A 25,928-nucleotide genomic window follows, 5' to 3' on the forward strand; every position below is an offset into this window, starting at 1 on the left:
GTGGTTCGCTTAGTGCACACACCACTGCCGCCGGAGGAACGTCCATGTCGGTCCATGACCCGCTCGATCAGGACGCGCGAACTGCGCGCGCCGCAACGGTGTGGGCGCTGACCGGTGCTGGTGCGGTGCTGGCTGCCGCCGGTCTGGTGATCGGCGTGACGGTGACGGCCGGTTCCCCCGACACCCTGCCGGCCGCCCAGGCAGCGCCCTCGACCACGACGACGACCACCGCCACCACCGCGCCCAGCAGCAGCGGAACGGCCACGACCACCACCACCTCCGGTCCGGCGACGTACAAGGCCGACAGCAAGGGCTACGTCGACACCAAGGCGCGCTGCGACGAACGCCAGACCGTGATGGCCTACGGGCGCACCGAGCGGTCACTCGCGGTGATCTGCGTAAGCCCCGACGGGACATTGGAGTACCGCGGGGTACGGCTGCGCGACAACGCCGCCATCCAGGTGTCGGCCAGCCGTGGGGCCGACGGCACCGTGGTGGCCAACAACGACGGCGTCACCTACTCCATCTCCCCCACGGTGTTCCTCGTCTCCGAGGGTGACAACGTGCTTTACCGCGACTCGTGGCTGGAGTTCCAGCAGCCGGGCTTCTCTGGGGGGAGCACCACGTCGGCGACGACATCGGGCAGTGCGGCGCCGACCGTGAGCACCACGACTGTCACCATCACCACCTCGGTCACGGCGGGGCCGAAGTCCTGAGAACTAGGTGTTGCGCCCGCCGTTGACGCCGAGGATCTGCCCGGTGATATAGCCGGCTTCCTCGGAGATGAAGAACGCGCAGGCGGCGGCGATGTCTTCGGGCCTGCCCATCCGGCGAACCGGGGTGGCGTTGATGTTGGCCTGGATGTCGCCGAGATTGCCGCGCGCCTCGGCGTTGCGCAGCATCGGGGTATCGATGAAGCCGGGTGGCACGGCGTTGACGGTGATCCCGGCCGGGCCGTATTCCAGCGCAAGGCTTTTCGTCAGTCCGTTGACGCCGGACTTGGCGGCCACATACGCGGACATGTACGGGACACCGGAGTGGGTGCTCGATGACGAGATGTTGACGATGCGGCCCCAGCCGGCCTCGATCATGTCGGGCAGCACGGCCTGGATGCTGTGGAACACTCCGTGCAGGTTGATGTCGATGATCCGCTGCCACTCGTCGAAGCTGATGTCGGTGAACCGGCGGAAGCTGTCCTTGCCCGCGGCGTTGACCAGGATCGTCACCGGCCCCAGTGCGCCGCGGATCTCGGTCAGGGCCGCGTCGAGCTGGGCGCGGTCGGTCACGTCGGCAACGTAGGAGAATTCGCTCTCCGACGGGGTGAGGTCGAGGACGGCCACGTTGTATCCGTCGGCGCGTAACCGGTCGACGACCGCCGCGCCGATGCCGGAGCCTCCCCCGGTCACCACTGCTGTCTTGGACACGATTGTCTCCCTTCCGGCGACATGGCCGCCGTGTACGCGAATTATCTTGTCGGGCTATTGAGTTCGGCGCGGAGTGCGCAGGCCGAGTGTGCGTCTGCCGGCTTCCACCAGCTGCTGCTGCAGCCATTGGCGGTCGCCGCGGCGTCGGGGGTCGGCCGATCCGGCCAGGCCGGCGTAGGTGAAGCGGGCCCGCATCAGCCCTTCCGGGCCGGGGTCGAGATCGGCGAACAACGCGAGTTGGCGCGCGATCACGTCCGTCCACGTCCGGTTGGACTTGACCACGCTGTGGACGCCGGGGTCGTTGGCCAGCACCGCGACGAGCATCGGGTTGTCGACGGCGACGCGTGCGTATCCGGTCAGCATCCGCTCGGCTCTGGCGTGGGTGCCGCGGAGCTTCTCCGCGTCCTCGACGACGGCGGTGATGCTGGCAAAGATCGGCTCGAGCACCGCGGTCAGTAGCTGCTCACGAGTCCGAAAGTGATGGTAGATAGCGGCTTTGGTGATGCCGAGCTCGTCGGCGATCATCTGCAGCGAGGTCCCCGCGAAGCTGTGGCGGATGAACAACGCGATCGCGGCGTCGATGAGCCGCTGCCTGGTGTCGGTCTGGGGACTACTGGCGACAGCTGTGGCGATCATGTCGACACCTCCCTGTTCGGCTTGCCGATCGACGAGGTAGTCCCTTTACGATCGACTAGTAATCTACCATACGATCGGCTAGCATCGCCCTAGCCGATCGTATGGGCGGTCGCCCGGCAGTAAGGGACAGTTGATGACTGACGTCGACAAGCTGGACTTCTTCATGGACCGCGACGTGGTCGCTGATCCCTACCCCTATCTCGAAGCCCTGCAGGCGCGTTGCCCGGTGGTTCGCGAACCACACCACGGTGTGTGGATGGTGACGGGCTGGGAAGAGGCCAGCGAGGTGGCCGGCGACGCCGACCGGTTCTCGTCGTGCATCTCGGTCACCGGACCATTCCCCGGTTTCCCGGTTCCGGTGGAAGGACGCGACGATGTCACCGAACTCATTGCGGCACACCGCGACGAGCTGCCGTTCAACGACCAGTTACCCACGCTGGACCCGCCGGTGCACACCGACCATCGCGCGCTCCTGATGCGGCTGATCACACCCAAGCGCCTCAAAGAGAACGAAGACGCCATGTGGACCATGGTCGACCGGGCGCTCGACGACTACCTGACCGGCTCGGGTGCGGAGTTCATCGCGGGTTTCGGGCAGCCGTTCACCCTGATGGTGATCGCCGACCTGCTCGGTGTGCCGGACGCCGATCGTGACGAGTTCCTCGCCGAGATGCAGCGCGGTGGCCATCACGGCGGCGGCATCGGCAGCGTCAAGGGCGAAAGCCTGGCCCAGTCGCCACTGGAGTATCTCTACGACAAGTTCAGCGCCTACATCGTCGACCGGCGCGCCAATCCCAGTGGCGACGTGCTGTCCGAGATGGCCGCCGCGACGTTCCCGGACGGTTCGATTCCCGATCCCGGCGACGTCGCCAAAGTGGCGGCGAATCTCTACACCGCAGGCCAGGAGACCACGGTGCGGCTGCTCAGCGCCGCCCTGCAGATCCTGGGTGACCGGCCCGACGTGCAACAGCTGCTGCGGGCCGACCGGTCCAAGGTGGGCAACTTCATCGAGGAGGCGCTGCGTTACGAAAGCCCGGTCAAAGGCGACTTCCGGATGTCCAAGCAGGCGGTTACCCTCGGCGGTGTGGAGATACCTGCCGGGTCCACACTCATGGTCGTCAACGGTGCGGCCAACCGCGACCCGCGCCGCTTCACCGATCCGGACACCTTCGACCCCACGCGATCAAATGCCCGCCAGCACATCGCGTTCGGCCGCGGCATCCACACCTGCCCGGGCGCACCGCTGGCCCGCGCCGAGACCCGCGTCGCCATCGAGCGGCTGCTGGACCGCACCACCGACATCCGGATCAGCGAGGCACACCACGGACCCGCGGGCGCCCGCACCTACAAATACGTGCCCACCTACATCCTGCGTGGCCTCACCGAGTTGCATCTGGAGTTCGACCTGCCATGAAAGCCCATGTCGATGACAGCCGCTGCCGTGGTCACGGCGTGTGCACCACGGTCTGCCCGCAGGTCTTCGCCCTCACCGACGACGGCTACGCCGAGGTGATCGTCGATGCGGTACCCGACGACCTCGCCGACAGCGCACGCGAGGCCGCCGCGGCCTGCCCGGAGAACGCCATCACCTTCGACTAGGTGCGGTAGTCGACGATCGAGCGCCAATAGTCCTCGGGGATCTCGGTATTCGACCGAAGCGCCATCGCCAGGCCGGCCGCCATCGCGATGCCGAGCAGGCCCAGCCAGAGTCCGGCCAGTCCGACGGCAAGCCAGAGCGCGCCGCGCACCGCGGGCCAGGGCGCGGCCACGGCGAGTAACGGCGCGAAGAAGAAGCCGGTACCCACGTACCACGCCGAGCCGGCGCGGTCGGCCTTCATCACCAGGTGCAGCCAGCGCGGAACCGGTCGGGTCCGTGGTGTCGGCGTCATACCTTCACGGTCTGCCCGAAAGGTAATGAGCGCAATTACCTGACAGGTAATGGCCGCACCGGCGGCAGCGGGCCATGCTGGGGTGATGGGTCGCACTCCGGTATTCGGCGAGCTGTTGCGGGACTGGCGGCAGCGCCGGCGGTTCAGTCAGCTCGACCTGGCCCTGGAGGCCAGGCGTCTCAGCCCGCCACGTCAGCTTCGTCGAAACCGGTCGCTCTGCACCCAGCCGGACCATGGTGCTGCGCCTGGCCGAGGTGCTGGCCGTGCCCCCGCGCGAACGCAACCACCTGCTGATGGCCGCCGGGCTGGCCCCGATCTACCCCGAACGCCCACTCGACCACCCGGGCATGGCGGCGGTCCGCGCCGGCATCGAACGGGTACTGACCGCCTATGAGCCCTACCCCTGCCTGGTCGTCGACCGCAATTGGAATGTCGTACAGGTGAATTCGGGCACCGCCGTGCTGCTCGACGGTGTCGCACCACACCTGTTGGACACGCCCAACGCCCTGCGGATCGCACTGCACCCGGACGGCCTGGCGCCGCGCATCCGCAATCTGGCCCAGTGGCGCCACCACGTGGTGAGCCGGGTGCGCCGGGAAGCCGCCGCGGCGGCTGATCCGGCGACGGTGGCCCTGCTGGCCGATATCGAGTCCTACCCCGGTGGCACCGACGACTCGGCCGATCTGGGCGCGGTGGCCGTCCCGTTCGAGCTCTATCGGCGCGACGGCGTGCTGCTGAGCTTCCTGAGCCTGGTCACCACGTTCGGTACAGCCCTGGATCTGACGGCAGCCGAACTCGGATTCGAGGCGTTCCTGCCCGCCGACGAGCAGACCGCGGATGCGCTGCGGTCGTCCTGATCGCCGGACATAGAACAGGTTTCAGTTGGCAGTTTCGGGCAACCCGCCACGGTGCCTCCCGTCTGTGGTGTAGGCATGGATGTCGGGCACTAGAAGACGTCGTATGGAGGTGCGCATTTCAATGCCCCAAACCGGTCCCAATCTCCCCCCGGGTTTCGACTTCACCGACCCCGATCTGAACAACGAGCGGCTGCCCGTCGAGGAGCTCGCCGAACTGCGCCGGGTCGCCCCGATCTGGTGGAACGAGCAGCCCAGGAACGTCGGCGGTTTCGACGACGAGGGCTACTGGGTGGTCACCAAGCACAAGGACGTCAAGGAGATCTCGCGGCGCAGCGACGTCTTCTCCAGCCTGGAGAACACCGCACTGCCGCGCTACCCCGACAATGCGGCGGTGTCACATAAGGACACCGGCCAGTTCATCCTGCTGAACATGGACGCCCCGCGGCACACCCATCTGCGCCAGATCGTCTCCCGGGCGTTTACCCCGCGGGCCGTCGAGACGTTGCGGGAAAACTTGCGGGAGCGAGCGCAGGCGATCGCCAAGGCCGCTGCCACCGAGGGTTCCGGCGACTTCGTCGAACAGGTCTCCTGTGAGCTGCCGCTGCAGGCCATCGCCGACCTGATGGGGGTCCCGCAGGACGAGCGCAAGAAACTGTTCGACTGGTCAAATCAGATGGTCGGCGAAGCCGACCCCGAGTTCGCCCGCAACGATCCGCAGGGCGCGGCCGGCGAGCTGATCATGTACGGGATGCAGATGGCCGCCGACCGGACGGCCAACCCCGGCGACGATCTGGTGACCAAGCTGGTGCAGGCCGACGTCGACGGGCACAAGCTCTCCGACGACGAGTTCGGTTTCTTCGTGATTCTGCTGGCGGTGGCCGGCAACGAGACCACCCGCAACTCGATCACCCACGGCATGACGGGCTTCACCGATTTCCCCGATCAGTGGGAGCTGTACAAGGCGCAGCGCCCGGTGACCGCGGTCGACGAGATCGTCCGGTGGGCCACCCCCGTGACGTCATTTCAGCGCACCGCACTGGTGGACACCGAGCTCAGTGGGGTGCAGATCAAGAAGGGCCAGCGGGTGGTGATGTCCTACCGCTCGGCCAACTTCGACGAGGAAGTGTTCGAAGATCCCTTCGCATTCAACATCTTCCGCGACCCCAACCCGCACGTCGGCTTCGGCGGCACGGGCGCGCACTACTGTCTCGGTGCCAATCTGGCCAGGATGACGATCGACTTGATGTTCAACGCGATCGCCGACCACATGCCCGACCTGACCCCGCTGGCCAAGCCGGAGCGGCTGCGGTCGGGCTGGCTCAACGGCATCAAGCACTGGCAGGTCGACTACACGGGCAAGGCCGCTGGCGCACAAGGCGATACTGTCGGGGTGTGACCGACTCGTGGACGCTGACCGCTGCTGACGGCGAGCTGCAGATACACACCGATGTCGGCGGGCCGGCGGCCAAGATGGGCCACCGCCTCACCATCGCCATGGCCTCGTGGCAGGCGTCGGTGGACTGGCGGGCCGGCAAGCCGGTGTCGGCGGAGCTGGTCGTCGACGTCGACTCGTTGCAGGTGCTCAAGGGTGAGGGTGGGGTGACGCCGCTGTCTGGTCCGGAGAAGGTCGTGGTGCGCGGTAACGCATTGAAGTCCCTGGACGTCAAGAAGCACCCGCAGATCCGGTTCCACGCCGACGGCGTCGCCAAGACCAAAGCCGGCTATCGGATGACCGGCGAGGTGGAGATCCACGGCACCACGCAAGCCCAGGTAGTCGAGCTCGAGGTGCGTGACGACGGCGGTGTCTGGGTGATGTCGGCGCAGGTGCCGGTGGTTCAGTCCGCGTTCGGGGTGAAGCCATACTCGCTGTTGATGGGCACGATGAAGGTTGCCGATGAGGTGACCGTGCGCTTCACCGCCCGACACCCGAAGTAGTACTGGTCTGACCACTTGACCAATGCCGCTCGGCGGGCCATGCTGATGCCATGCGCGGTATGACACTGGCCGATGCGGCGCGCGAATTCGTGCGCCATCTCACGCCCTGGCTACTCGGGGGCGCGTTGGTCGCGGCGGCGATCGCCCGGGTCGCCGTCGGCGACTGGCAGCTCACCGATGCGCTCGTCCCACTGGCGCTCGCGGCGGTGTTCCCGTTCGTCGAGTGGATGATCCACGTCGTCGTCCTGCACTGGCGGCCACGCCGGCTCGGACGGCTCGTCATCGACCCGATTCTGGCCCGCAAACACCGCGAGCATCACGTCGCTCCCCGCGACATCCCACTCGTGTTCATTCCGCTGCAGTCACTGATCGGCGCGCTGGTCTCCGCCGCGCTCATCGCACTGCTGGCGTTCCCGAGAACGGCCATGGGCCTGACGTTCCTGGTGACGGTCCTGACGTTCGGACTGCTCTACGAGTGGTGCCACTACCTGATCCACACCGATTACAAGCCGAAAAGCGTTGTCTACCGGGCTATCTGGCATGACCATCGGCTACATCACTTCAAGAACGAGCACTACTGGTTCGGCGTGACGACACCGGGCACCGCCGACCGGGTATTGCGCACCTACCCGGACCCCGCCGCCGTGCCGACGTCACCGACCGCAAGGAACCTGCACGCCACGGCGCAGGCCAGCTAGGCGTTGATGACGACCGGGTCGCCGATGTTGACCTGGTCGTAGTACCACGCGGCATTGTCCGGGCTGAGGTTGATGCAGCCGTGGCTGACATTGGCATAGCCCTGTGATCCCACCGACCACGGAGCCGAGTGCACGTACACCCCGCCCCAGGTGATGCGGACCGCGTCGGCGACGGTGAGCTTGTAGCCCTCCGGATCGCTCAGCGGGATGCCGATGGTGCGGGAGTCCATGACCACCGAGGACTGCTTCTCGAGCACGGTGAACGAGCCGACGGGGGTCGGGTGCTTGGGCTTGCCCATCGAGGCCGGCATCTGGCGGACCACCTGACCGTCGATGCTGACCGTGAACGTGTGCGCGGAGATGTTGGCGACGCCCAGCACGGTGGCACCGGTGCCGAAGCTACGCGGGATGCCGCCCGCCATCATGGTGATCTGCGAATGGGCGGGCCAGTACTGGTCCGGAACCCACTGCACGACGTTGTCCTGCACCCAGTCGAACCGGCCTGACAGGCCGGCCGGCGCGGTCACAGTGATCGAGCGTTCGGCCGCCGATCGATCGAGCACCGGCTTGGTGAACGTGACGATGATCGGGTGTGCCACGCCGACGGTCTGGCCGTTGGTCGGCTGGACCGAGGCCACGGTGGCGCCGCCGAACGACGGTGCGATCGAGGCGTTACTGGTGGGTGCGGAGACTGACATGGCCAGGACCGCGATACCCGCGGCGGCAAGGGCCCGTCGAACTGCTCTGACCATTAGCTCCCGTCCTCGTGGAGATCAGCAAAGTCACAGTCTAATTCCTGGCAGGAAGTCCGCCCGGGAACACGCGCGGCACGTGCCACGACGGTGAGATGCAGTCGCTGCAGATGTACCACGCTGGTCTATCAGCGAAACAACGGTCGGTGTTACCCGTTACCGTCACGCAGGCCGGACAAGCGCTCCAGAATGCGGGTGCGCAGCGAGGGCTTGGACGTGGGTACCGGCGGCACCGTGGGCTGGATAGCCTCCGGCGGCGGCGCCATCGCCTCGACCGGCGCGGCGGACGGCGGAGCCTCGACCGGCGCCGGCGCCGGGGCGTCGGACACCGACTCCTCGGTGAGCGCAGCTTCGGGCGCCGGGGCGGGCGCAACGTCCGGTGGTGGAGCGGGAATCGGTGCCTGCTCGGGAGCGGGCGGCGCCAGCTGCGGCGGCGGCACCGGGGCCAGCGGCGCGGTGACCGGACGGACCGCGGGTGTCTCGGCCGAGGTGACGAATGCGCGCGCGGCGTTCGCCGAGTCGCCGTCGGGCAGGACCGCGAGGCCGACCGCGACCGACGCCGACACCACGAACGTCAGCACGCCGCCGACGACCATCGCCACCGGTGCACTGTGTGACAGGGGGCGGCGGCGTGGTGGCCGGGGCGGCGCGACGAACAGTGGGTCGTCGAACAGGCCGATGCTGTTGACCGAGGCCAGGGCGGCGCCGCGGGCCAACGCGAGTTCGGCTTCGGCGGGGGCGAACACCGGGATGCCCAGAACCTGTTCGAGCTCCCTGGCGATCTGGTCGAGTTCTTCCCCGGAGCCCAGCACCACCAGGCTGTCGGGCTGCCAGCCGTCGCGAGCCAGGACGTCGGCCAGCCAGCCGATCAGATCCGACTCGGATTCCAGGTCGTAGCTGACGACGCTGTCGGTCGCGTCCGTGACGGTGTCGACGACGAGTGCGACGACGGCGTCGGGCTCGACGACGCAGACGGCGGTGACCCGGGATTCGATCACCTCGCCGATGCCGCGGGCGAAGGCTTCGGTGGCCTCCGGCAGCCGGATGGGCACGACATTGTGGAAGCCGGAGTCGGCCAGTGAATCCAGGAACATTGATGCTTCGACCGCGGCGTCATCGCTCCAGGTCACCCCGATCGACTGCAGGTGCTGCCCGCCGGCGATGGCCTGGGTCCGCGAGAGCGCTTCGGCCACGAACTCCGAGGTCGTGACGGGGCTGTATCCGCCGCGGCGAACCTCGAACGCGTCGTGGTTCTTGGTCGCACCATCGGCTCCGTCGCCTTCGACCAGGACCAGCCCGACGGTGGTCGGCGTCATCGACAGACCCAGGACGGTGTCCAAGAAGCACTCCTCTCGGGGCCGATTGCGATACTTCGCGCAGAGCGTCGCGAACGCCGAACTGTGACGATGGGCGTCTCGATGGGCGTTTGGACCTCCGTGGAGCCTACCCGCAGCGGCGTATACCGGCGAACGAGTGCGATTGGGCTACGGAAGGGGCTCGAACCGGTCACGGGAATGCGCAGTTAGAATACCTATAGGGGTATACGGTCGCCGTTTGGAACACGGCCATTACCACCAAGTCCTCGACGATCTTCGTACGCAGCATCTGATGGCCATGGTCATCGGCGTGGTGCATGGCTGCGACGGCTGCATCGCCTCGCATGCCAAGGCCGCAGTCCGCGCCGGGGCGAGCAAGGAGGAGGCCGCCGAAGCCATCGGCGTGGCGATACTGATGCACGGCGGCCCAGCCACGGTGTACGGAGCGCGGGCCTTCGAGGCGTTAAGCGAATTCGTCGACGCGGCATCGCCGACGTCGACCTGAGCCGGATCAGACCTGAGCGGCGGCGTGCTCGTTGTGCGGCAGCGCCGCAACCATCGGGGTGTCGACGCCGATCGGGCCCACATCGCTCGCGCTTCCGGGGTTGCCGATCGGGGCCTGGCGCCCGGGCAGGACCTCGTTGAAGAACGCCGCGTTGTCGGCGAGGAACTTCTTCTCCTCTTCCGGCAGGTCGGACTCGAAGTAGATGGCATCGACCTCGCAGAGGATCTTGCAGGCGCCGCACTCGACGCATTCCTCGGGGTTGATGTACATGGTCCGGTCGCCCTCGTAGATGCAGTCGACGGGGCATTCCTGCATGCATGCCTTGTGCTTGACGTCCACGCACGCACTGGTGATCACGTAGGTCATGCCTGGCAGCGTATCTGTAACTCTGCGTAGCAGACACGGATAGAAGGCCCGGCACGCCGGGGACTAAAGTCCCCAATTCCCGGGGACGGAAGTTGTTCTGCCAGCTCAGCCGGGTCGGCGCTGCAGGGCGGTGGTGATGTCCACCCAGCCGGTGGCGTCCCGCCGATGGTCGGTGACATTGCGGCACTCCCCGTAGATCTGCATGGTGCCGCGGGTGGAGTTGTCGTCATTGCGGTAGTAGAGGACGGCGACGCCGTCCTTGCTCAGGGCGTGGCCGCCGGGATGGCGATTGGGTGCCACGGCCTCGGCCCAGCCCCTGGCGCGCATCGCCGAGGCGATGGAGCGGAAGAACGACGGCGTCGCCATCACCCCGGGGACATCAAAGTTCAGGTAGATCGCCCCCTGGTAGGGCGGGTCGGCTTCGCTCTGGCAGGACATCAGGATGTAGGTCCCCGATACGCCCTTCAGGCCGCCGGCGGCCACGATGTCCCTGGCCGGCTCGAGCACCTGCACCTTCGACTGTTCGTCGGTCATCGGATGCGCGACGGGTTCGACGGCGGCGCCGCGTGTCTCCCGAAATGTGTGCAGCGCAAGGTAACTCGCGCCCAGCACCAGCGACAGTGTCAGCGCCGCCGCGATCAGCAGGATGACGGGGCGAGAGCGAAGGGAGCTCGCTGCTGGCATCAGGTCAAGGGCGTGCAGCTGTACGGATGCTGGTCGAAGAAGTGCACCGCGGGCATGCCGTCGACGTAGGTGTACTCGACATCGGGACCCCACGTCGTCCCCGGCACCACCCACGGTGGGACTCCCGCGGGGTAGGCGACGGTGATGTCGCCGTAGAACAGCACGTTGTCAGGGCAGCCCGGCTTGTCGGCCGGCACGGGATTCCAGGCGTGCACGACGATCGGATTCACCAGATGCGGTCCCTGTGCGCAGTTCGGCTGGCACAGCACGGCGTTGTCGGTACCTGTCCCCCGCGCGCCGTCGGCGCCCCACGACGTCCACCTCATGTTCTCCATGACATTGGTCGAATCACAGCCGTAGACCACCCGCTGGGGCTTCTCCTGAGTCGGCTGGCTGGGGTCATAGCAGCTGGGCAGCATGTAGTGGGTGCCCTCGGCGGTCGCGGGAGCCGACGCGGTGAACGCCATCACCGGCACCGCCGCCAGCACTGCCACTGCGCGGATCATTCGGACCATCCCGCCCTCCTCGGCCACCATGGCAACGCGCGCATGCTAACACCGGGGACCTACGGCCCTAGGGCTTGCGCCTTTCGGCCCGGGACCGGGGGCGCGTCACGGGCATAGCGTCAAGACGGACACAGTGTCACGGCGCACCTGGGGGATGCGCTGGAGACGTGTCCGGTTGGGTCGCCCGCGGTGGGGGGCCAAGGGCCTGCTGCGACCACATCAGCCCTTGGCCAGGGTGAACTGGCAGATGTCGGTGTAGCCGTCGCGGAACAGCTCGGCGCAGCCGGTCAGATACTTCATGTATCGGTCGTAGACCTCGCGGGACTGCAGGGCCACGGCCTCTTCCTCGTTGGCCTGCAGAGCGCCGGCCCAGATACCCAGCGTCTTGGCGTAGTGCAGGCGCAGCGGGTGAACCCTGTTGACCGCGAATCCAGCCCGGGTCGCGTGTTCCTCGACCACCGAGACGCTGGGCAGCCGGCCGCCCGGGAAGATCTCGTCCACGATGAACTTGAAGAACTTCAGGTGGCGCATGGTGATGGGCAGGCCGCGTTCCTTGAATTCCTCTGAACTGGGCTGAACGATGGTGTGCAACAACATGATTCCGTCATCGGGCAGCAGGTTGTGGGCGCGGTTGAAGAAGGCGTCGTAGCGGTCGTAACCGAAGTGCTCGAACGCGCCGATCGACACGATGCGGTCCACGGGCTCGTGGAACTGCTCCCAGCCCTCGAGCAGGACCTGCTTGGACCGGCCCGAGTCGGAGTCGTCGAAGAGCTGCTGGACGTGCAGGGCCTGGTTCTTGCTCAGCGTCAGGCCCACGACGTTGACGTCGTATTTCTCCAGCGCGCGCATCATCGTCGCGCCCCAGCCGCAGCCGACGTCGAGCAGCGTCATCCCGGGCTGCAGGCCCAACTTGCCCAATGCGAGGTCGATTTTGGCGATCTGAGCCTCTTCCAAGCTCATGTCCTCGCGCTCGAAATAGGCGCAGCTGTAGGTCTGGGTCCTGTCCAAGAACAGCCGATAGAAGTCATCAGACAGGTCGTAATGGTGCTGCACGTCGTCGAAGTGCGGCTCCATATGGGTGATGTTTGCGGGCGTTTTCGACAATGGTCTGTCCTGTTCTTGCGACTCGTACCGACCCACCCCCGCGAGACCGGCCGCACTCCCCTCGTGTCGTACCGCAGGAATGCTACGTGAAGACGTCGCCTCTCCCCACCCGAGCAAAGCGCTTGTCAGTGTCTTGTCAGCTTTGTTGGCGATCATCGATATTGTTGTCGCGGCCGTAAATTGGATTTCCGTCGTCATCGAGCCAATCGTTGACCGCGGTGCCGGTGACGGTACCGTTCGAGCCCGGCAGGACCGCGGTCGGACGTTCCTCGTAGGCCTTCGCCATCTCCCTGGCTTTAGCCTTGGCCTCGTCGTTCGGTTCGGGTCTGCCGGCCGGGGCGTCGAGTTCGGAGGTCGCGTCGGGCGCCGGTCCGGATCCTTCCGGGGTGCTCACATTCCTCATCCGTTCTGCCGTGCTGGGTGCGCCACGGGGTGACGCTGTAGTGGATTGCCCGAAAGTGTGACCGACAAAACAACGGCAAAACGCTCAGCAACGATCCGGGCCGCTTGCTGCCACGCGCGTGATTTTTCAGGCAGAGTTGAGAGATGGACGCACAGCAGCCACTACGTCGCGGTCGCCGGATCCCGGCAATTCTGGCCGCGCTTGTTCTGGCGCCAGGGTTGCTCGCGGCCCCGGCCCACGCCACACCCTTCCCGCTGCCCCCGGTCGCGCCGCAGGCGCCGCTGGATCAGTCGGCCGTCATGGGCCAGGTCAGCCCCGGCCTGGTCGACATCAACACCACACTGGACTACCAGGGGGCGGTCGGCGCGGGTACCGGCATCGTGCTCGACCCCTACGGCGAAGTGCTCACCAACAACCACGTCATCGAAGGCGCCACCGAGATCACCGCCACCAGCCTGGCCAACGGACGGACCTACCCCGTCGACGTGATCGGCTACGACCGGACCAACGACATCGCCCTGGTGCGGCTGCGCGGTGCCGCCGATCTACCGGTCGCCGCCCTGGGTACCTCCTCCTCGGTGGCGGTCGGTGACCCCATCGCGGCGATCGGGAATGCCGGCGGCGCGGGCGGCGCACCGAGTTTTGCGCCGGGATCCGTCACCGAAATCGGCGCGTCGGTGCGTGCCTCCGATGAATCAGGCGGTGGCTCAAGGCAACTCAATGACCTGATCCGGGTTGCGGCCGATGTTCGCCCCGGTGACTCCGGCGGGCCGTTGGTCAACAGCGCCGGTCAGGTGGTCGGGGTCAACGTCGCGGCGACGCTGACCTACCGGATGGGCGGAGTGCGCGGCGGCGAGGGCTTCGCGATTCCGATCGACCGGGCACTGGGTGTGGCCAACCAGATCCGCAGCGGCACACCGGCACCGGGGATCCACCTCGGCGACACCGCCTTCATCGGGGTTGGGATCGCCGACGCCAACGGCGGTCCGGGTGCGGTGGTCCGTCAGGTGCTTCCCGACACCCCGGCCCGGCGCGCCGGACTGATAAGCGGGGACGTGATCACGGCGGTGGACGGCGTCCCGATCAACTCGGCGTCGAACCTTTCCGACGTCATGGACTCCCGTCACCCCGGCGACACCGTGACGCTGAGTTGGGTGGATCGCGCCGGCGCACCGCGCAGTGCGCCGATCGTGCTGGCAAGCGGGCCGGTCGGCTGAGCAGGCTCAGGTGTGCAGCTCGGCGCGCATCTGCATGAATCTGATCAGGCCGGGACGTCCGGTCACCGGTTCGTAGGCGCTCACCAGGTCCTCGACGAAGGCGCTGCGCTGCCCGTCAGGCAGCCGGTCGGTCCAGGCCGTGGTTCCCACGGCGCACCACGCGGTGAACTGCTGGCGGGATCCGAAGTCCCACTCCCGGTCCCGGACGGTCAGCGAGGTGACGTGCAGCCCGCATCCGTTGGCCAGGTCGGCGAACACCGCCGGGTCGAGGTGGCGAAACGGTGCGCTGAAATCGGTGAAATACCTCGACCAGCGTGGGTGCCCGGCGATTTGCATCGCGGTGGATTCGATGCTCGGCCGCTCGCCCGCGCACACCATCTGGATGACGCCGCGACCGCCGGGGCGCAGCACGGCGGCGATGCCGCTCAGCGCCTTGTCGAGTTCGGGAACCCAGTGCAGGGCATTGAACGAAACGGCCATGTCGAAGCAGCGCGCGAACGGTAGCCGGCGGGCGTCGGCGCGGACGAATCGGGGCCAGGCGGCTCCACTCGGGTGGGCGCGGTGCGCGGTGGCGACCATCCGGGGCGAGGCGTCGATACCGACGACGAAGCCGGTCGGTGCGGCAGCGGCGATCTCGCGGGTGAGAAATCCGTCGCCGCAGCCGATATCGAGTACCCATTCGCTGCCGTCGAGCACGAGTTCGGCCAGCGTTTCGGTGGCCACCGAGCGTTGCAGTGCGCTGACCCGCTCGTAGTCCTCGCCGCTCCAGTCCGTCACCGACACAGTTAACGTCAAGGTCAGCACCGGGAGCAATGGCGTGCAATATGTATGCCATGACTTTTCGACTGATCGCGGCGGCGATGGTGCTGGCCGCGCTGGCCGGTGCCGCTCCTGCTGCTGCCGACCCCGGCGAACCGCTGTACGACCTGGTCGACGCGGCGGCCCAGCGGCTGCAGACCGCGGATCCCGTGGCAGCCTCGAAATGGCTGAGCGGCGGGCCGATCACCGACCCGGCCAGGGTCGCTCAGGTTCTTGCCCAGGTGTCGTCGGAGGCTGAAACCGGTGGAGTTCCAAGGGATTACGTCACCACCGTGTTCACCGACCAGATCAACGCCACCGAAGGCATCCAGTACAGCCGCTTCGCCGGATGGAAGTTCGACTCTGCGACGGCCCCGGTGGTCGCGCCGGACCTTTCCGCGTCGCGGTCGGTGATCGACACCCTCAACCACCGCATGGTCGACCAGATCGGTGTCCAGTGGCCGGTCCTGCACTCACCGGAATGCGCCACCGATCTGGCCGACGCCAAAGCCGTCGTCACCGCGCAGCGAGGTTTCGACGACCTCTACCGAGCCGCACTCGACGTGGCGAGCCGCTCGTACTGCCCCGCGGGCTAACCGGCGGGGTGCGGATGCCCCAGATAGGGGAACACTTCGATGGTGTCGGTATGTGGTGACAACCCGGTGGGCGGGCAGTCCCCCTTGGTGAGGAACGCCAGGCGGTAGTCGATGACGTCATCGGTGAACACCCGGCCGTTGGGGTACTTGGCCGGCTTCGACGGGTTGAACGTCAGCATGTCGGGCAGCGTGCCTTCGGCGTCGATGGCGGCGATGGCCTCGTCGCGGCTGTAGTCGCCGGTGTGCCCCATCAGGTGAATGAACTGCTCGATCCAGCGTTCCCGGTCGTGGACCGGCTCGCTGGCGTTGTACTCCTCTTTGGTGTCATCGGTGTTGAAGAAGCTGCTGACCGACGGATGACCGGCCCGGTCGACGTGGATCAGTTCGCCGTCACGGCGCAGGCTGCACCGGCCCCAGATGCGGATGTCGGGGTCGGCGCCCAGCTCGGCGGTGGGCAATTCGATCGCGATGGAGAACACGTTGGCCTCGGTGTTGGAGTCCACGCCGGTCCACGGTGAGGTTCCGCCCAGGTGCGGCGCGGTGAAGTTGCGGCCGCCGGTGATGTCGAACAGGTTCTTGATGCCGTCGAAGTCGAAGAAGAAGGCATCGCTTCGCGCGCCGGCGAAGAAGGTGAAGCTGCCGGACTGCACCACGTTGGGCTCGTGCCCGAGTGACACCTCGACGGCCTCGAAGATCTTCTCCCCCACGGCCTCTGGTGACTCCGCCTCGTCGCCGACGGCCAGGAACACGTCGACGGTCTGCTTGCCGTCCTCAGGTACCGAGAAGACGAAGCTGAACGCGATGTCGTTGCGCAGGTCCCCGTCGTTGTCGATGGCGAGGCGGTAGATCGCCTCGGGGTGCAGGGCGTCGGCGTTCGGGTTGGCGTTGAGGATCAGCACCGTACGGCTCGAATCGGCCGGGGAGACAAAGGCGTACAGATCGCACAGATCCAGGCGCTGGTCTCCCAGTGGCGGACCCAGGCTTAGACCGGTGAAGTGATTGGACATCGGAACTCCTTGACGCTGTTATCGGTGTCAATCAAACCTACCGCGTTATCGGTGTCAGTTCTGGCGGGGCAACAGCTCCACGACGAAACGGTCGATGAACTCTTCGGTGGGGGTGGCCCCGAAGGGGCGGATCACGAACTTCGTCAGCCCGGCGGCGATCAGCCCGTCGAGTTGGCGATGCAGTGCCGGCCAGTCGGCGGCCAGCAGATCGGCGGGGTCGGCGTCGGGCCGACGTGCGCGGACGGCGTCGATCACCGCTGCGGGCAACTCGCCGTCGCCGACGGCCAGGCTCAAACCGAAGTGGTCGGGTTCGATCTCGCGTCCCGCTGCGGCGGCTTCGCGCTCGATGCTGATCCGGGCGTCGCGGGCTTCAGCCGGCGTCAGGAAGCTGCCGAGCCAGCCGTCGGCGAAGCGGCCGATCCGGCGAAACGCCGCAGGCGCGGAGCCGCCCAGCCAGATGTCGACCGGTGTTTGTGGGCGGATACCGAGGGTTGCGCCTGCGACGTCGAAGTACCGGCCGCTGAAGCTGACCTCCTCGCCGGTCAGCAGTTCACGGATGAGTTCGAGTGCCTCGTCGAACACCGCGGCGCGCTGCCCGTCGGGTACCGGGAACAGGCCGCGTTCGGCCGCCGAGGCGGGACGCAGACCGAACACCGGCAGTACGCGTTTGGGTCCCAGTGCGGCCAGCGAGGCCAGCTGTTTGGCGACCAGAACGGGGTTTCGGCCAGGCAGCACCGCCACCGACGTGCCGACTTTGAGCCGGGTGGTACGCCCGAGGGTGAAGCCCATCCCGGCGAAGGGATCGACGGCGGAGGTGTACACCAGCTCGGAGAACCACAGCGAGTCGACGCCGGCGGCTTCCAGCCGGTCGGCCACGGCGGGCAGTTCGTGGACGGCGGTGCCGGTGCCCAGGCTGACGCCGAACCGGATCTTCATCAGCCCACGTTAGCCAATGCACGGTGGCGACACAGCTGCCCGGTTACCCGGTTTGGGCGGTGCGCGTGCTTACCCTAGACCTGTGACTGGTGTGACGGGTGGGACTCGTGCCTGAGGTGACCCGGCGCCAGTTCGTCGTCGGCCTGCTGGCATCGGCGGCCCTGGTCGGGGCCTCACGCACGATCGGCATATCGGGCACCGCCTCGCAGGCGGCCGCCCAGGCCCCGCCGCCGCCACCCATCGGATCGAGCCGGGTGCTGCCGCCGCCGCCGTTCGCCAACCGGGTGGCGCTGCCCGGTGGCGGTGAACTAGCCAAGCTGCCCGGGGACGGCGATCTGCTCGCGCTCACCGTCGACGACGGGGTCGATAGCGAAGTGGTCCGTGCCTACACCCAGCTCGCCAAGGACACCGGTATCCGGCTGACCTTCTTCGTCAACGGCGTGTACGACTCGTGGCGAGACAACGCCGACCTGCTGCGCCCACTGGTCGACTCCGGGCAGATTCAGCTGGGCAACCACACCTGGTCACACCCCGACCTGACGACGCTCAACGCCGACGACATCAAGGATCAGCTGCGGCGCAACGACCAGTTCCTGCGCAACACCTACGGCGCCGATGCCACCCCGTACTTCCGGCCGCCGTACGGAAACCACAACGACATCGTCGACGGTATCGCCGCCGACCTCGGCTACCGGGTACCCACCCTGTGGTCGGGTTCGCTGGCCGACTCGGCCCCGGTGACCGAGGACTACATCGTGAAGATGGCAGACCAGTACTTCATCCAGCAGAACATCGTCATCGGGCACCTCAACCATCCGCCCGTCACCCATGTCTATCCGGCACTGGTGGACATCATCCGGTCGCGCAACCTGCGCACCGTCACCCTCAACGATGTGTTCCTGAAGCCCGAAATCCCTTACGTCACATCGCCTTAGCCCGGGCCAGCCGGTCGATTCGCGCCAGGGCCACTGCGCACACCGCCAGATAGGGTGCGGCCCACCACGGTGCCTCGAACCGCACCCGGCACCCGTCGCCTTCAGGGGTGAGATCGTGGGTGGTGGCTTCGACGCCGGATACCGCCCAGGACCAGTGCCTTCCGGACTCGAATTCCGTTACCCGGAACGGCAATTCGACGCCGACCGCGGTCCGGACCCGACCGGTGGATCCGGCGTGCAACTGCCGCTGCCCGTCATCGAGGGTGGCGCCGCTGACCGACGGTCCCCATCGCGGCCAATAGTCGGTGTCGACAAGGATCTGCCACACCACGGGTGCGGGGGCGGCGACGTACCGGTCGACGCCGACCCGGTGCGGAAATCCGATGCCCACGCCCTCCGACGCTACGCCGACTGCGGGGGTGCGCCTACGATCAGCCAATGGATGGCTCCGTCACAGTGCACATGGCCGCACCGGCCGACAGGATCTGGAATCTGATCGCCGACGTCCGCAACACCGGACGATTCTCACCGGAGGTGTTCGAGGCCGAGTGGCTCGACGGTGCCACCGGCCCGGCCCTGGGCGCGAAGTTCCGTGGCCACGTCCGCCGCAACGAGATCGGCCCGGTGTACTGGACCACCTGCCGGGTCACCGCGTGCGAACCCGGCCGCGAGTTTGGCTTCGCCGTGCTGGCCGGCGACCGCGCCCTCAACAACTGGCACTACCTCCTGGAACCCAGCGGCGACGGCACCGACGTCACCGAATCGTTCCGGCTCAACAGCTCACCGGTGATGCGGGTGTTCTGGGTGTTCGCCGGATACCTGCGCGGGCGGCGCAACGTGCGTGATATGCGCAAGACGCTGGAGCGGATCAAGAAGGTTGTCGAGGAAAGCTAGGTCGCGCCCGCCGCGGGTTTGGTAGAACCCCTTCATGGGTCAGTGGTCGCGTAACGAGTTGGAATCGGCTTTCGCCGCACACAAGCAGGTTGTCGTGGGAATCGGCGAGACGTGGAATTGGGCGCGCTTCGCCGACCAGTTCACCGAGGACGCCACCTACGTCGAACACTCCTACGGGAGGTTCTCGGGCCGCGAACAGATCCGCGACTGGATCGTCAAGACCATGAGCACCTTCCCGGGCAGCGAGATGCCGTTCTATCCGTCGACGTGGCATTCGATCGACGAGGAGAAGGGCTGGGTGATCTGCGAATTCCAGAACCGGATGCGCGATCCCGGTGACGGCAGCATCCACGAGGAGCCCAACATCTCGGTGCTCAAGTACGCCGGCGACGGGCTGTGGAGCTACGAGGAAGACGCCTACAACCCGATGAACTTCGTGCCGATGGTGCGCGGCTACATCCAGCGCTGCAAAGAGCTGGGAACCGCATCCGACGACGCGATCGCGTTCGCCCGCAAGATGGGCTGGGACTCCTAGCGGGCGCTCAGAAGTACCCGTTGGCCGGCGGCCAGGTGCCGTTGACGGCGTAGTTGCCGGCCGCATGTGCCTTGTAGGCCAACGGATTATGCGTCGAGACGGTCCGCACGTTGCGCCAGTGCCGGTCGAGGTTCAGTGACCGCGCCGTGGCCGAGGCTCCCCCGGTGTCGAAGAGCCGCTCGGCGGCAGCCAGGGTGAGCCGCTCGGCGATCAGCTGAGCCTCGGCGACCGCGATCGCCACCCGGGCCAATTCGTCGGCGTCGTCGACCCGCCCGGAGTCCACCAGAGTGTCGATCGCGTCAGCGGCGCCCAGCACCAAGGTCTGGGAGGCCGAGGCGTGCGCCGAGATCTCGCCGACGGCGTGCAGGGTGAACGGGTCGGCCGCGGCGGAATCTGCCAGCGAGTGCGCCGCCGGCCGGGCCTTGTTCTGCACGTACCAGATGGCGTCATCCCGCACCGCCGCGGCGATCCCGGCCGCCACGGCCGCGAGATACAACTGCAGGAACGCGGTGCTGTGGCCGAGGTGATTGCCGTCGGAGACCGTGGTCACCTCATGCGGACGGACCTCGACGTCGGTGAAGCGGGTGCCCCCGCTGGCGGTGGTGCGCTGTCCGAAACCCTCCCAGTCGTCGAACAGTTCGACGCCATCACGCTCCACCGGCACGATGGCCTGCAGGTCGCGGCCCTGATCGTCGCTGGCCGAGACCGCGATCAGGTCGGCGAACAGCGTGCCGGTGGAGTAGAACTTGTAGCCGTTGAGCCGCAGCACACCGTCGCTGTCGGCGAGCAGGGTGGTGTCCGCACCCGACGGTGTCTTACCCTTGGCGTCGGTGATCGCGTTGCCGACGATGATCCCGCTGTTGATCCGCGGAAACCATTCTGCACGTTCGGCTTCGGTGGCCCGGTTGCTCAGCAGCCGCTCGGCGAACCCGAAATGCGGCCGAAGTGCCTGGGCCACATTGGAACTCCCCCGCGCGATCCGGATGACGGCGGTGAGGACGTCACGCACCGAGCCGCCCGGGCCGCCGTAGCGGGCCGGAACCCGAAGGGTGAGCACACCGGTGCCGCGGATCGCCTCGACGGCGTCGTACTGCAGCACCCGGTCGCGCTCGGCGGCCGCGTCGGTCTCCCGCAGGGCGTCGACGACGGCTGTGAGCCGGTCGAGTCGCTGCGCCGGTGAGCCGCCGAGTGGTTCGGTGGTGAAGCGCGGGCGCGGTGCCACCGGGCGCGTTGCCTCGAAAATCGCGGTCATAGGGTTCGGAATCCTTCTCAGCGGTAGTGGGCGATGATGTTGTCGGCGAAGCGGTCCAGTTCGGATTCGATCGGCTGGAACTGCAGCATGAACAGCTCGATGCCGGCGTCGTGAAATGCGTCGATCCGCTCGATCACCTGCTCGTAACTGCCGACCAGGCCGGCGAGGGTCCCGCCGTTGGAGCCGATGCGGCGGGTACCGGCCAGCACCTGGTACATGGCGGTGTTGGGGTCGGTGCCGCTGGAGATCTCCGGGCGCTCCTCGGCGTCGATGAGCGACTGCAGGTACGCCTCCTCGGCTTTGGCCTCCGCCTCGGTCTCGCGGGCGATCACGAATGCCGACAGGCCGAATCGCAGCGGCCCGCGGTCGCGTGGGCGGCGGCGCAGGTCCTCGATGAGGTCCGCGGTGTCGGCCAACGGCCTGCCGTTGATGAAGTACACGTCGCCGCGCGACGCCCCGAGCGCACGGCCGGGCTCGGACTCGCCGCCGACGTAGATCGGTGGAAGCTCCTGCGGGACAGGGCGAACCAGTGCCTGCTGGCCGGGGCCCTCACCGATCGAGACCTGCTTGCCGCGCCACAGATCCACCACGGTGTCCAGCCACTGCCGGGTGTAGGCGTAACGGTCGTCGTGCTGCAACGGGTCGATGCCCAGTGCCTCCAGTTCGGGCAGGAACCATCCGGTGACCACGTTGATCGACAGGCGGCCGCCGGCGATGTCGGCGACGTTGGCCGCGATCTTGGCGAACACCAACGGGTTGAACAACAGCGGCTTGATGGCGCCGATCAGCTCGATCCGGGAGGTGGCCTCGGCCACCGCGGCCAGTGTGGACCAGGTTTCCAGGACGTCGTTCTCGGTGTTGCTGGGGTGGATGACGTGCTGGGCCAGCAGGGTCGCATCGAACCCGGCGCGTTCGGCACGCAACAACAGGTCGCGGTTGCGCCGGTAGCTGGGATCCGGCCGGTCGTCCGGATGCTCGCGGGCGCCGTGGTTTCCGTAGACCGGTGCCCACACCCCGAACCGTGGTCCGCTCATGAGGAGGTCAGGTAGCGCTGGCGTTCCCAGTCGCTGACGTGGCTAGTGTAGGACTGCCATTCGCTGCGGGCGATCGCGATGAAGTCGGTCACCGACTCGGCACCGAGGATCTCCTGGATCGTGTCGTCCTGGGCGGCCAGCGCCAGCGCAGTGCCCAGCGAGTCCGGCAGCGGAGAGCCCTTGCCATAGAGGTTGCCTTCCCCGCCGGGCGGGGGCAGCCGACGCGCCTCGATACCGGCGACCACCGCGGCCAGGGCCGAGGCCACCAACCAGTATGGGTTGGAATCCGATGCGCCCGTGCGCAATTCGACGCGAGTACCCTCGGGGGATTCGACCAGCGAACGGATCGCCGCACTGCGGTTGTCCCGGCTCCAGTTCACGGTGTCCGGGGCGAAGGAGTCCGGGGTGTAGCGGCGGTAGGCGTTGACCGAGTGTGCGCCGAACAGCGTGATGGAGGGTAGGTGCTCCAGCAGGCCGGCGATCGCGAACAGCTCCAGCTCGTTCTCGGCACCGTCGACCGGGGCGAACGCCGGCTTGCCGTCACGCCACAGCGAGATGTGCAGGTGCGCAGAACTTCCCGACTGATCCGAGAACGGCTTGGGCATGAAACTGGCGATCTTGCCATGCTTGCGCGCCACCTCCTTGGCGGCGTACTTCAGCCGGGCGCTGTCGTCGGCGGCGTCGAGGGCGTCGGTGTAGACCAGGTTGGTCTCCACCTGACCGGGACCGTACTCGGTCTGCACACCCTCCAGCCGGGTGAAGGCGTCGAGGGTCTCGTAGAGATCGGTCAGCAGCGGGTCGAGGGTGTTGGCGTTCTCCAGCGAGTAGGCGTGAATATCGTTCTGCACCGGTGAGCCGTCGCGTTCGAGCAGGTAGAACTCGAACTCGACGCCGACCTTTGCGGTGTAGCCCAGCGAGGCCAGCCGGGCCAGCACGCGGCGCAGGACCCCGCGCGGATCGAGCAGCGACGGGGTGCCGTCGGGCCGCTTGATATCGGAGATGACGTGGCCGACGCCGGGCCGCCACGGCAACGGGTGGTAGGTCGAGAAGTCCGGGATGGCGTGGACGTCGGAGTAGCCGTCGTCCCAGTTCGTCAGCTGCAGGCCGTCGATGACCGTGCCGTCGGTGTTCCAGCCCAATGCCGCCTCGCAGAAGGCGAATCCGTGCCGGGCCCGATCCAGGAACTGCTTGGCGGGAATGCGTTTTCCGGCGGCGTGGCCGAACGGATCACTCCAGGCCACCTCGATCTCACGCAGCGTGCCATCGTTCAACCGGCGCAGCAGCTCGGCCTCGGCTTCGGACTCCGGGCGCTCACCGGCGGCGTCGACATGATCGCGCGCGGACACAATGGTTTCGGACATGCCAGGCACGCTAGGGACCGCGCCAGCGTCACACCAGGTTTGGCGTCACGGTGCGGCACGGCGCGTAACGTGGCGTCACATAGCGGAATTCACCCGTTGCAGCCGCCGCGGTGGTGGGTACTGTCGGGACATGCGATGTTCGGGCTTACCACGATGACACATTCGATCCGAAATCTCTGTCCCAGAGGCAAACAGCGGCTGCGGGTGGGCGCCACACCGGTGCCGCACGCCGAGATTCTCGACCACGTCCGGGCTGATCTGCTCGAGGATGACATCGATCTGCAGATCGAGGTGCTCGAGGATTTCGACGAACTCAACACCGCGTTGGCCGCGGGCCGGCTGGACGCGAACTTCTTCCAGTACCGGCCTTTCCTCGAGGAGTTCAACCGGCGCAGCGCCGGCAGCCTGGTTCCGGTCGTGCCGATCCACATCGAACCGTTCGGCGTCTACTCCTGCCATGTCAGCGACCCCGACACACTGCCGGAGTACGCCGAGGTCGCCCTGCCTTCGGATCCGGTCAACGTCGGCCGGTCGCTGGCGATGCTGCAACACCTCGGCCTGCTCGAGTGCACGCCCGTGACGGGCCGGCCGCTGGCCGTGCGCGACGTGCGCGCCAATCCACTGCGGCTGATCCTCAAGGAGATCAGCGGCTGGCTGCTCGGTGACGTCGTCGAAGACTTCGACCTGGTGTTCCTGTTCGGCTACCAGGCCGTGGCGCTGGGCGTGGACACCCGCGCCGCGTTGTGCTGCGACCGCGACAATCCGCGCTACGCCGAGTACCTGGTGGCCCGCCACGACAACCACGACAGTGCCGCGATCGTGGCCCTGGGGGCCGCCCTGAACTCGCCGGGCACCCGGGATTTCATCACCACCACCTATGCCGGGCAGTTGGTGGCGGCGTTCTGAGCGCACAGTTGTGCTCACGTCGACGCTAACCCTGTTTCCAGCCGCCCCGGCGGCGCACAGTGGTCGCGTGTACCAAGCTCGTGTGCCCCTGCCTTCCGCGCCGCCGTCCGACGCGTCGGTCCGGGTGGTGCTGGTCCTGGAGGTACCCGCCGCCAACGGTGAGATTCCCACCCGCGCAGCGCAACTGGCCGACGAATTCGGCAATCTCGTCTCGCACTCCATCCCCGGCGTCCGGGCCCGCAAAGCGGTGATCACAGTGGGCAACACCCCGGTGCGCCGCACCGCGGAGGGCCCCGGCCAGCAGCGGCCCGGATTGGTGATCGACCGTCCCGGCCGCGAGGTCCTCGTAGACGGCCGCCGGGTAGACCTGACCTTCCGCGAATTCGAGTTGCTGGCCTACCTGTCGAGCTTCCCCCGCCGGGCCGTCACCCGCTCGGAACTGATGCGTGAGGTCTGGGGCGGCGACCACGAGCAGATCGCGGCGGCTATCTCACACCGCACGGTCGACACCCACGTGCGCCGCGTCCGCGCCAAGCTCGGGCCCTACGCCCGCGCCCTGACCACGGTGCGCGGACACGGCTACCGATTCGATCCGGGCCGCGACGTCGTCAACGTCGGGCCGGTCCGCCGTCCCGCCTGAGCCCGATCTCACGCCGTTCGTCGACGACGAACAGGATCAGCGTGACCGCGAGCAGCCCGGCGGGCAGCCAGATGGCCTGGATCCCCAGCCCACGGGTCGCGTACGCGCCCACCACCGCGCCGGCGGCGAAGAACACGATCAGCAGCGCGTACGTGCGGCACGCGGCGCGAGCCTCGGCGTCGCGATCGACCAGGCCGGCATAGCCGAACTCGACGAAGCGCATGATGTTGCCGGTCGTCGCCAGGGGGATGTAGGTGAGATCGCCGATGCTGCGGAACAACCCGATCTGGATTCCGGCGACGAACGAGATCGGCACCGTGATGTAGATGTTCGGCACCGACGCGGGCACGAAGCCGATCACGGCCAGCACGATGACCTGAACCAGCATTGTCCAGCGCAGCGGGTGCTTGAGATGCCGCTCGACGCGCCCCGACTTCAGGTACGCCGACAGCGCGACCCCGGCGACGAAGGCCACGATCGGCCAGACGTGAGCCAGCGCGGCGGTGCCGTGGCGCTCACTGGCATCGATCGCGAAGAAGATGACATTGCCGGTCTGGACGTTGGCGAACACGTGTCCGCGCGCGATATAGGTGTGCGCGTCGAGGAACGAGTTGGCAACGGTGAGCAGCAACGCGAAGCGAAGGGTGGTCGAAGTGCGCGTCATCGATTCGCAAGCTTGCCCTAGTTCCGAAACGATCACGACTCACAGCGCCGGACTCTAATGTCGAGCCCACAGCCACCA

32 protein-coding genes and 1 pseudogene are annotated in these 25,928 nt (G+C 67.3%); 15 read left to right on the forward strand and 18 right to left on the reverse strand.

Annotation, left to right across the window (positions count from 1 at the left end):
- Positions 1–44: 44 nt before the first annotated feature.
- On the forward strand, positions 45–716 hold the full coding sequence (locus HBE64_RS10030) for a hypothetical protein (protein ID WP_167101065.1): 672 nt from the start codon (positions 45–47) through the stop codon (positions 714–716).
- 3 nt (positions 717–719) lie between these two features.
- Here HBE64_RS10030 and HBE64_RS10035 read toward each other — a convergent pair whose 3' ends face one another.
- Both HBE64_RS10035 and HBE64_RS10040 read right to left on the reverse strand, forming a co-directional pair.
- Complete coding sequence (locus tag HBE64_RS10035) at positions 720–1,424, reverse strand: SDR family NAD(P)-dependent oxidoreductase (RefSeq protein WP_167101068.1); 705 nt, start codon at positions 1,422–1,424, stop codon at positions 720–722.
- Between the two features lie 54 nt (positions 1,425–1,478).
- Positions 1,479–2,060: a TetR/AcrR family transcriptional regulator gene (locus tag HBE64_RS10040; protein WP_208300614.1), complete on the reverse strand. Its 582-nt coding sequence runs from the start codon at positions 2,058–2,060 to the stop codon at positions 1,479–1,481.
- A 130-nt stretch (positions 2,061–2,190) separates the two neighbouring features.
- Here HBE64_RS10040 and HBE64_RS10045 point away from each other — a divergent pair, with 130 nt between their 5' ends.
- Complete coding sequence (locus HBE64_RS10045) at positions 2,191–3,474, forward strand: cytochrome P450 (RefSeq protein WP_371744131.1); 1,284 nt, start codon at positions 2,191–2,193, stop codon at positions 3,472–3,474.
- Positions 3,471–3,659: a ferredoxin gene (locus HBE64_RS10050; RefSeq protein WP_167101074.1), complete on the forward strand. Its 189-nt coding sequence runs from the start codon at positions 3,471–3,473 to the stop codon at positions 3,657–3,659. Before HBE64_RS10045 ends, HBE64_RS10050 begins: the two co-directional genes overlap by 4 nt.
- On the opposite strand, the gene HBE64_RS10055 is transcribed toward HBE64_RS10050, so the two are convergent.
- On the reverse strand, positions 3,656–3,949 hold the full coding sequence (locus tag HBE64_RS10055) for a hypothetical protein (protein ID WP_167101077.1): 294 nt from the start codon (positions 3,947–3,949) through the stop codon (positions 3,656–3,658). The genes HBE64_RS10050 and HBE64_RS10055 overlap by 4 nt on opposite strands.
- A gap of 85 nt (positions 3,950–4,034) precedes the next feature.
- Between HBE64_RS10055 and HBE64_RS10060 the strand changes: the two are divergent.
- From HBE64_RS10060 to HBE64_RS10075, 4 genes and pseudogenes are all read left to right on the forward strand, one after another.
- Positions 4,035–4,806: pseudogene (locus HBE64_RS10060) on the forward strand (helix-turn-helix domain-containing protein).
- A 121-nt stretch (positions 4,807–4,927) separates the two neighbouring features.
- Complete coding sequence (locus HBE64_RS10065) at positions 4,928–6,202, forward strand: cytochrome P450 (protein ID WP_167101080.1); 1,275 nt, start codon at positions 4,928–4,930, stop codon at positions 6,200–6,202.
- Positions 6,199–6,741 carry a YceI family protein gene (locus tag HBE64_RS10070; protein WP_167101082.1) on the forward strand — a complete coding sequence of 181 codons (543 nt, stop codon included), beginning with the start codon at positions 6,199–6,201 and terminating at the stop codon, positions 6,739–6,741. The genes HBE64_RS10065 and HBE64_RS10070 overlap by 4 nt, the downstream gene beginning before the upstream one ends.
- Positions 6,742–6,791: 50 nt before the next feature.
- The gene (locus HBE64_RS10075) at positions 6,792–7,439 is read left to right on the forward strand and encodes a sterol desaturase family protein (RefSeq protein WP_167101086.1); all 648 of its coding nucleotides are present in this window, start codon (positions 6,792–6,794) and stop codon (positions 7,437–7,439) included.
- Here the strand turns inward: HBE64_RS10075 and HBE64_RS10080 are convergent.
- Complete coding sequence (locus HBE64_RS10080) at positions 7,436–8,191, reverse strand: L,D-transpeptidase (RefSeq protein WP_167101089.1); 756 nt, start codon at positions 8,189–8,191, stop codon at positions 7,436–7,438. The genes HBE64_RS10075 and HBE64_RS10080 overlap by 4 nt on opposite strands.
- Positions 8,192–8,340: 149 nt before the next feature.
- Positions 8,341–9,531 carry a hypothetical protein gene (locus HBE64_RS10085; RefSeq protein WP_167101092.1) on the reverse strand — a complete coding sequence of 397 codons (1,191 nt, stop codon included), beginning with the start codon at positions 9,529–9,531 and terminating at the stop codon, positions 8,341–8,343.
- Between the two features lie 268 nt (positions 9,532–9,799).
- On the opposite strand from HBE64_RS10085, the gene HBE64_RS24475 reads away from it, so the two are divergent.
- On the forward strand, positions 9,800–10,012 hold the full coding sequence (locus HBE64_RS24475; protein ID WP_208300671.1) for a carboxymuconolactone decarboxylase family protein: 213 nt from the start codon (positions 9,800–9,802) through the stop codon (positions 10,010–10,012).
- Between the two features lie 6 nt (positions 10,013–10,018).
- Here HBE64_RS24475 and fdxA read toward each other — a convergent pair whose 3' ends face one another.
- From fdxA to HBE64_RS10115, 5 genes are all read right to left on the reverse strand, one after another.
- The gene (gene fdxA / locus HBE64_RS10095) at positions 10,019–10,378 is read right to left on the reverse strand and encodes a ferredoxin (RefSeq protein WP_167101098.1); all 360 of its coding nucleotides are present in this window, start codon (positions 10,376–10,378) and stop codon (positions 10,019–10,021) included.
- A 105-nt stretch (positions 10,379–10,483) separates the two neighbouring features.
- Entirely contained in the window at positions 10,484–11,062 is a 579-nt protein-coding gene (locus HBE64_RS10100) for a hypothetical protein (protein ID WP_167101101.1), read from the reverse strand.
- Positions 11,062–11,577, reverse strand: coding sequence for a hypothetical protein (locus HBE64_RS10105; protein ID WP_243841567.1), 516 nt, complete (start codon positions 11,575–11,577; stop codon positions 11,062–11,064). The genes HBE64_RS10100 and HBE64_RS10105 overlap by 1 nt, the downstream gene beginning before the upstream one ends.
- A 210-nt stretch (positions 11,578–11,787) precedes the next feature.
- On the reverse strand, positions 11,788–12,642 hold the full coding sequence (locus HBE64_RS10110) for a cyclopropane mycolic acid synthase family methyltransferase (protein ID WP_167101104.1): 855 nt from the start codon (positions 12,640–12,642) through the stop codon (positions 11,788–11,790).
- A gap of 166 nt (positions 12,643–12,808) precedes the next feature.
- Positions 12,809–13,066, reverse strand: coding sequence for a hypothetical protein (locus HBE64_RS10115; RefSeq protein WP_167096568.1), 258 nt, complete (start codon positions 13,064–13,066; stop codon positions 12,809–12,811).
- 152 nt (positions 13,067–13,218) lie between these two features.
- Here HBE64_RS10115 and HBE64_RS10120 point away from each other — a divergent pair, with 152 nt between their 5' ends.
- The gene (locus HBE64_RS10120; protein WP_167101107.1) at positions 13,219–14,292 is read left to right on the forward strand and encodes a S1C family serine protease; all 1,074 of its coding nucleotides are present in this window, start codon (positions 13,219–13,221) and stop codon (positions 14,290–14,292) included.
- A 6-nt stretch (positions 14,293–14,298) separates the two neighbouring features.
- Here the strand turns inward: HBE64_RS10120 and HBE64_RS10125 are convergent, their stop codons facing one another.
- A complete protein-coding gene (locus HBE64_RS10125) occupies positions 14,299–15,069 on the reverse strand; it encodes a trans-aconitate 2-methyltransferase (protein WP_167101110.1) in 771 nt (256 codons plus the stop codon).
- A gap of 56 nt (positions 15,070–15,125) precedes the next feature.
- Between HBE64_RS10125 and HBE64_RS10130 the strand changes: the two genes are divergently transcribed.
- Complete coding sequence (locus HBE64_RS10130) at positions 15,126–15,686, forward strand: chorismate mutase (RefSeq protein WP_167101113.1); 561 nt, start codon at positions 15,126–15,128, stop codon at positions 15,684–15,686.
- On the opposite strand, the gene HBE64_RS10135 is transcribed toward HBE64_RS10130, so the two are convergent.
- Both HBE64_RS10135 and HBE64_RS10140 read right to left on the reverse strand, forming a co-directional pair.
- Complete coding sequence (locus tag HBE64_RS10135; RefSeq protein WP_167101116.1) at positions 15,683–16,693, reverse strand: DUF4331 family protein; 1,011 nt, start codon at positions 16,691–16,693, stop codon at positions 15,683–15,685. The two genes, HBE64_RS10130 and HBE64_RS10135, sit on opposite strands and share 4 nt — an antisense overlap.
- A 54-nt stretch (positions 16,694–16,747) precedes the next feature.
- Entirely contained in the window at positions 16,748–17,629 is an 882-nt protein-coding gene (locus tag HBE64_RS10140; protein ID WP_167101119.1) for a TIGR03854 family LLM class F420-dependent oxidoreductase, read from the reverse strand.
- A 107-nt stretch (positions 17,630–17,736) separates the two neighbouring features.
- On the opposite strand from HBE64_RS10140, the gene HBE64_RS10145 reads away from it, so the two are divergent.
- Positions 17,737–18,564, forward strand: coding sequence for a polysaccharide deacetylase family protein (locus HBE64_RS10145; RefSeq protein ID WP_371744134.1), 828 nt, complete (start codon positions 17,737–17,739; stop codon positions 18,562–18,564).
- Here the strand turns inward: HBE64_RS10145 and HBE64_RS10150 are convergent.
- Complete coding sequence (locus HBE64_RS10150; protein ID WP_243841568.1) at positions 18,551–18,955, reverse strand: SRPBCC family protein; 405 nt, start codon at positions 18,953–18,955, stop codon at positions 18,551–18,553. The two genes, HBE64_RS10145 and HBE64_RS10150, sit on opposite strands and share 14 nt — an antisense overlap.
- 47 nt (positions 18,956–19,002) lie before the next feature.
- Here HBE64_RS10150 and HBE64_RS10155 point away from each other — a divergent pair, with 47 nt between their 5' ends.
- Both HBE64_RS10155 and HBE64_RS10160 read left to right on the forward strand, forming a co-directional pair.
- On the forward strand, positions 19,003–19,458 hold the full coding sequence (locus tag HBE64_RS10155) for an SRPBCC family protein (RefSeq protein ID WP_167101123.1): 456 nt from the start codon (positions 19,003–19,005) through the stop codon (positions 19,456–19,458).
- Positions 19,459–19,492: 34 nt separating this feature from the next.
- Complete coding sequence (locus tag HBE64_RS10160) at positions 19,493–19,993, forward strand: nuclear transport factor 2 family protein (protein WP_167101126.1); 501 nt, start codon at positions 19,493–19,495, stop codon at positions 19,991–19,993.
- A gap of 7 nt (positions 19,994–20,000) precedes the next feature.
- Here the strand turns inward: HBE64_RS10160 and HBE64_RS10165 are convergent, their stop codons facing one another.
- From HBE64_RS10165 to HBE64_RS10175, 3 genes are read right to left on the reverse strand one after another with little or no spacing between them, the layout of a single operon-like run.
- Positions 20,001–21,245 carry an acyl-CoA dehydrogenase family protein gene (locus HBE64_RS10165; protein WP_208300615.1) on the reverse strand — a complete coding sequence of 415 codons (1,245 nt, stop codon included), beginning with the start codon at positions 21,243–21,245 and terminating at the stop codon, positions 20,001–20,003.
- A 17-nt stretch (positions 21,246–21,262) separates the two neighbouring features.
- Positions 21,263–22,279, reverse strand: a complete 1,017-nt coding sequence (locus HBE64_RS10170) for an LLM class flavin-dependent oxidoreductase (RefSeq protein ID WP_167101130.1) — start codon at positions 22,277–22,279, stop codon at positions 21,263–21,265.
- The gene (locus HBE64_RS10175; protein WP_167101133.1) at positions 22,276–23,640 is read right to left on the reverse strand and encodes a glutamine synthetase family protein; all 1,365 of its coding nucleotides are present in this window, start codon (positions 23,638–23,640) and stop codon (positions 22,276–22,278) included. The genes HBE64_RS10170 and HBE64_RS10175 overlap by 4 nt, the downstream gene beginning before the upstream one ends.
- A 204-nt stretch (positions 23,641–23,844) precedes the next feature.
- On the opposite strand from HBE64_RS10175, the gene HBE64_RS10180 reads away from it, so the two are divergent.
- Positions 23,845–24,546, forward strand: a complete 702-nt coding sequence (locus tag HBE64_RS10180; protein ID WP_243841569.1) for a MetQ/NlpA family ABC transporter substrate-binding protein — start codon at positions 23,845–23,847, stop codon at positions 24,544–24,546.
- A gap of 82 nt (positions 24,547–24,628) precedes the next feature.
- Complete coding sequence (locus HBE64_RS10185; protein ID WP_243841570.1) at positions 24,629–25,186, forward strand: winged helix-turn-helix domain-containing protein; 558 nt, start codon at positions 24,629–24,631, stop codon at positions 25,184–25,186.
- On the opposite strand, the gene HBE64_RS10190 is transcribed toward HBE64_RS10185, so the two are convergent.
- Positions 25,155–25,850 carry a YoaK family protein gene (locus HBE64_RS10190; protein WP_167101139.1) on the reverse strand — a complete coding sequence of 232 codons (696 nt, stop codon included), beginning with the start codon at positions 25,848–25,850 and terminating at the stop codon, positions 25,155–25,157. The two genes, HBE64_RS10185 and HBE64_RS10190, sit on opposite strands and share 32 nt — an antisense overlap.
- Positions 25,851–25,928: the final 78 nt, after the last annotated feature.

Origin of the sequence: Mycobacterium sp. DL592, assembly GCF_011694515.1 — a bacterium.
Taxonomy (GTDB): Bacteria; Actinomycetota; Actinomycetes; order Mycobacteriales; family Mycobacteriaceae; genus Mycobacterium.

Bases quoted from the DNA above. Each gene is read 5' to 3' on its own strand.
- HBE64_RS10110 (WP_167101104.1), bottom strand. From the start codon at position 12,642: ATGGAGCCGCACTTCGACGACGTGCAGCACCATTACGACCTGTCTGAT.
- HBE64_RS10030 (WP_167101065.1), top strand. From the start codon at position 45: ATGTCGGTCCATGACCCGCTCGATCAGGACGCGCGAACTGCGCGCGCC.
- HBE64_RS10130 (WP_167101113.1), top strand. From the start codon at position 15,126: ATGACTTTTCGACTGATCGCGGCGGCGATGGTGCTGGCCGCGCTGGCC.
- HBE64_RS10050 (WP_167101074.1), top strand. From the start codon at position 3,471: ATGAAAGCCCATGTCGATGACAGCCGCTGCCGTGGTCACGGCGTGTGC.
- HBE64_RS10190 (WP_167101139.1), bottom strand. From the start codon at position 25,850: ATGACGCGCACTTCGACCACCCTTCGCTTCGCGTTGCTGCTCACCGTT.
- HBE64_RS10170 (WP_167101130.1), bottom strand. From the start codon at position 22,279: ATGAGCGGACCACGGTTCGGGGTGTGGGCACCGGTCTACGGAAACCAC.
- HBE64_RS10055 (WP_167101077.1), bottom strand. From the start codon at position 3,949: ATGACGCCGACACCACGGACCCGACCGGTTCCGCGCTGGCTGCACCTG.
- HBE64_RS10105 (WP_243841567.1), bottom strand. From the start codon at position 11,577: ATGGTCCGAATGATCCGCGCAGTGGCAGTGCTGGCGGCGGTGCCGGTG.
- HBE64_RS10075 (WP_167101086.1), top strand. From the start codon at position 6,792: ATGCGCGGTATGACACTGGCCGATGCGGCGCGCGAATTCGTGCGCCAT.
- HBE64_RS10160 (WP_167101126.1), top strand. From the start codon at position 19,493: ATGGGTCAGTGGTCGCGTAACGAGTTGGAATCGGCTTTCGCCGCACAC.
- HBE64_RS10140 (WP_167101119.1), bottom strand. From the start codon at position 17,629: ATGAAGATCCGGTTCGGCGTCAGCCTGGGCACCGGCACCGCCGTCCAC.
- fdxA (WP_167101098.1), bottom strand. From the start codon at position 10,378: ATGACCTACGTGATCACCAGTGCGTGCGTGGACGTCAAGCACAAGGCA.
- HBE64_RS10100 (WP_167101101.1), bottom strand. From the start codon at position 11,062: ATGCCAGCAGCGAGCTCCCTTCGCTCTCGCCCCGTCATCCTGCTGATC.
- HBE64_RS10040 (WP_208300614.1), bottom strand. From the start codon at position 2,060: ATGATCGCCACAGCTGTCGCCAGTAGTCCCCAGACCGACACCAGGCAG.
- HBE64_RS10135 (WP_167101116.1), bottom strand. From the start codon at position 16,693: ATGTCCAATCACTTCACCGGTCTAAGCCTGGGTCCGCCACTGGGAGAC.
- HBE64_RS10065 (WP_167101080.1), top strand. From the start codon at position 4,928: ATGCCCCAAACCGGTCCCAATCTCCCCCCGGGTTTCGACTTCACCGAC.
- HBE64_RS24475 (WP_208300671.1), top strand. From the start codon at position 9,800: ATGGCCATGGTCATCGGCGTGGTGCATGGCTGCGACGGCTGCATCGCC.
- HBE64_RS10175 (WP_167101133.1), bottom strand. From the start codon at position 23,640: ATGTCCGAAACCATTGTGTCCGCGCGCGATCATGTCGACGCCGCCGGT.
- HBE64_RS10155 (WP_167101123.1), top strand. From the start codon at position 19,003: ATGGATGGCTCCGTCACAGTGCACATGGCCGCACCGGCCGACAGGATC.
- HBE64_RS10120 (WP_167101107.1), top strand. From the start codon at position 13,219: ATGGACGCACAGCAGCCACTACGTCGCGGTCGCCGGATCCCGGCAATT.
- HBE64_RS10080 (WP_167101089.1), bottom strand. From the start codon at position 8,191: ATGGTCAGAGCAGTTCGACGGGCCCTTGCCGCCGCGGGTATCGCGGTC.
- HBE64_RS10165 (WP_208300615.1), bottom strand. From the start codon at position 21,245: ATGACCGCGATTTTCGAGGCAACGCGCCCGGTGGCACCGCGCCCGCGC.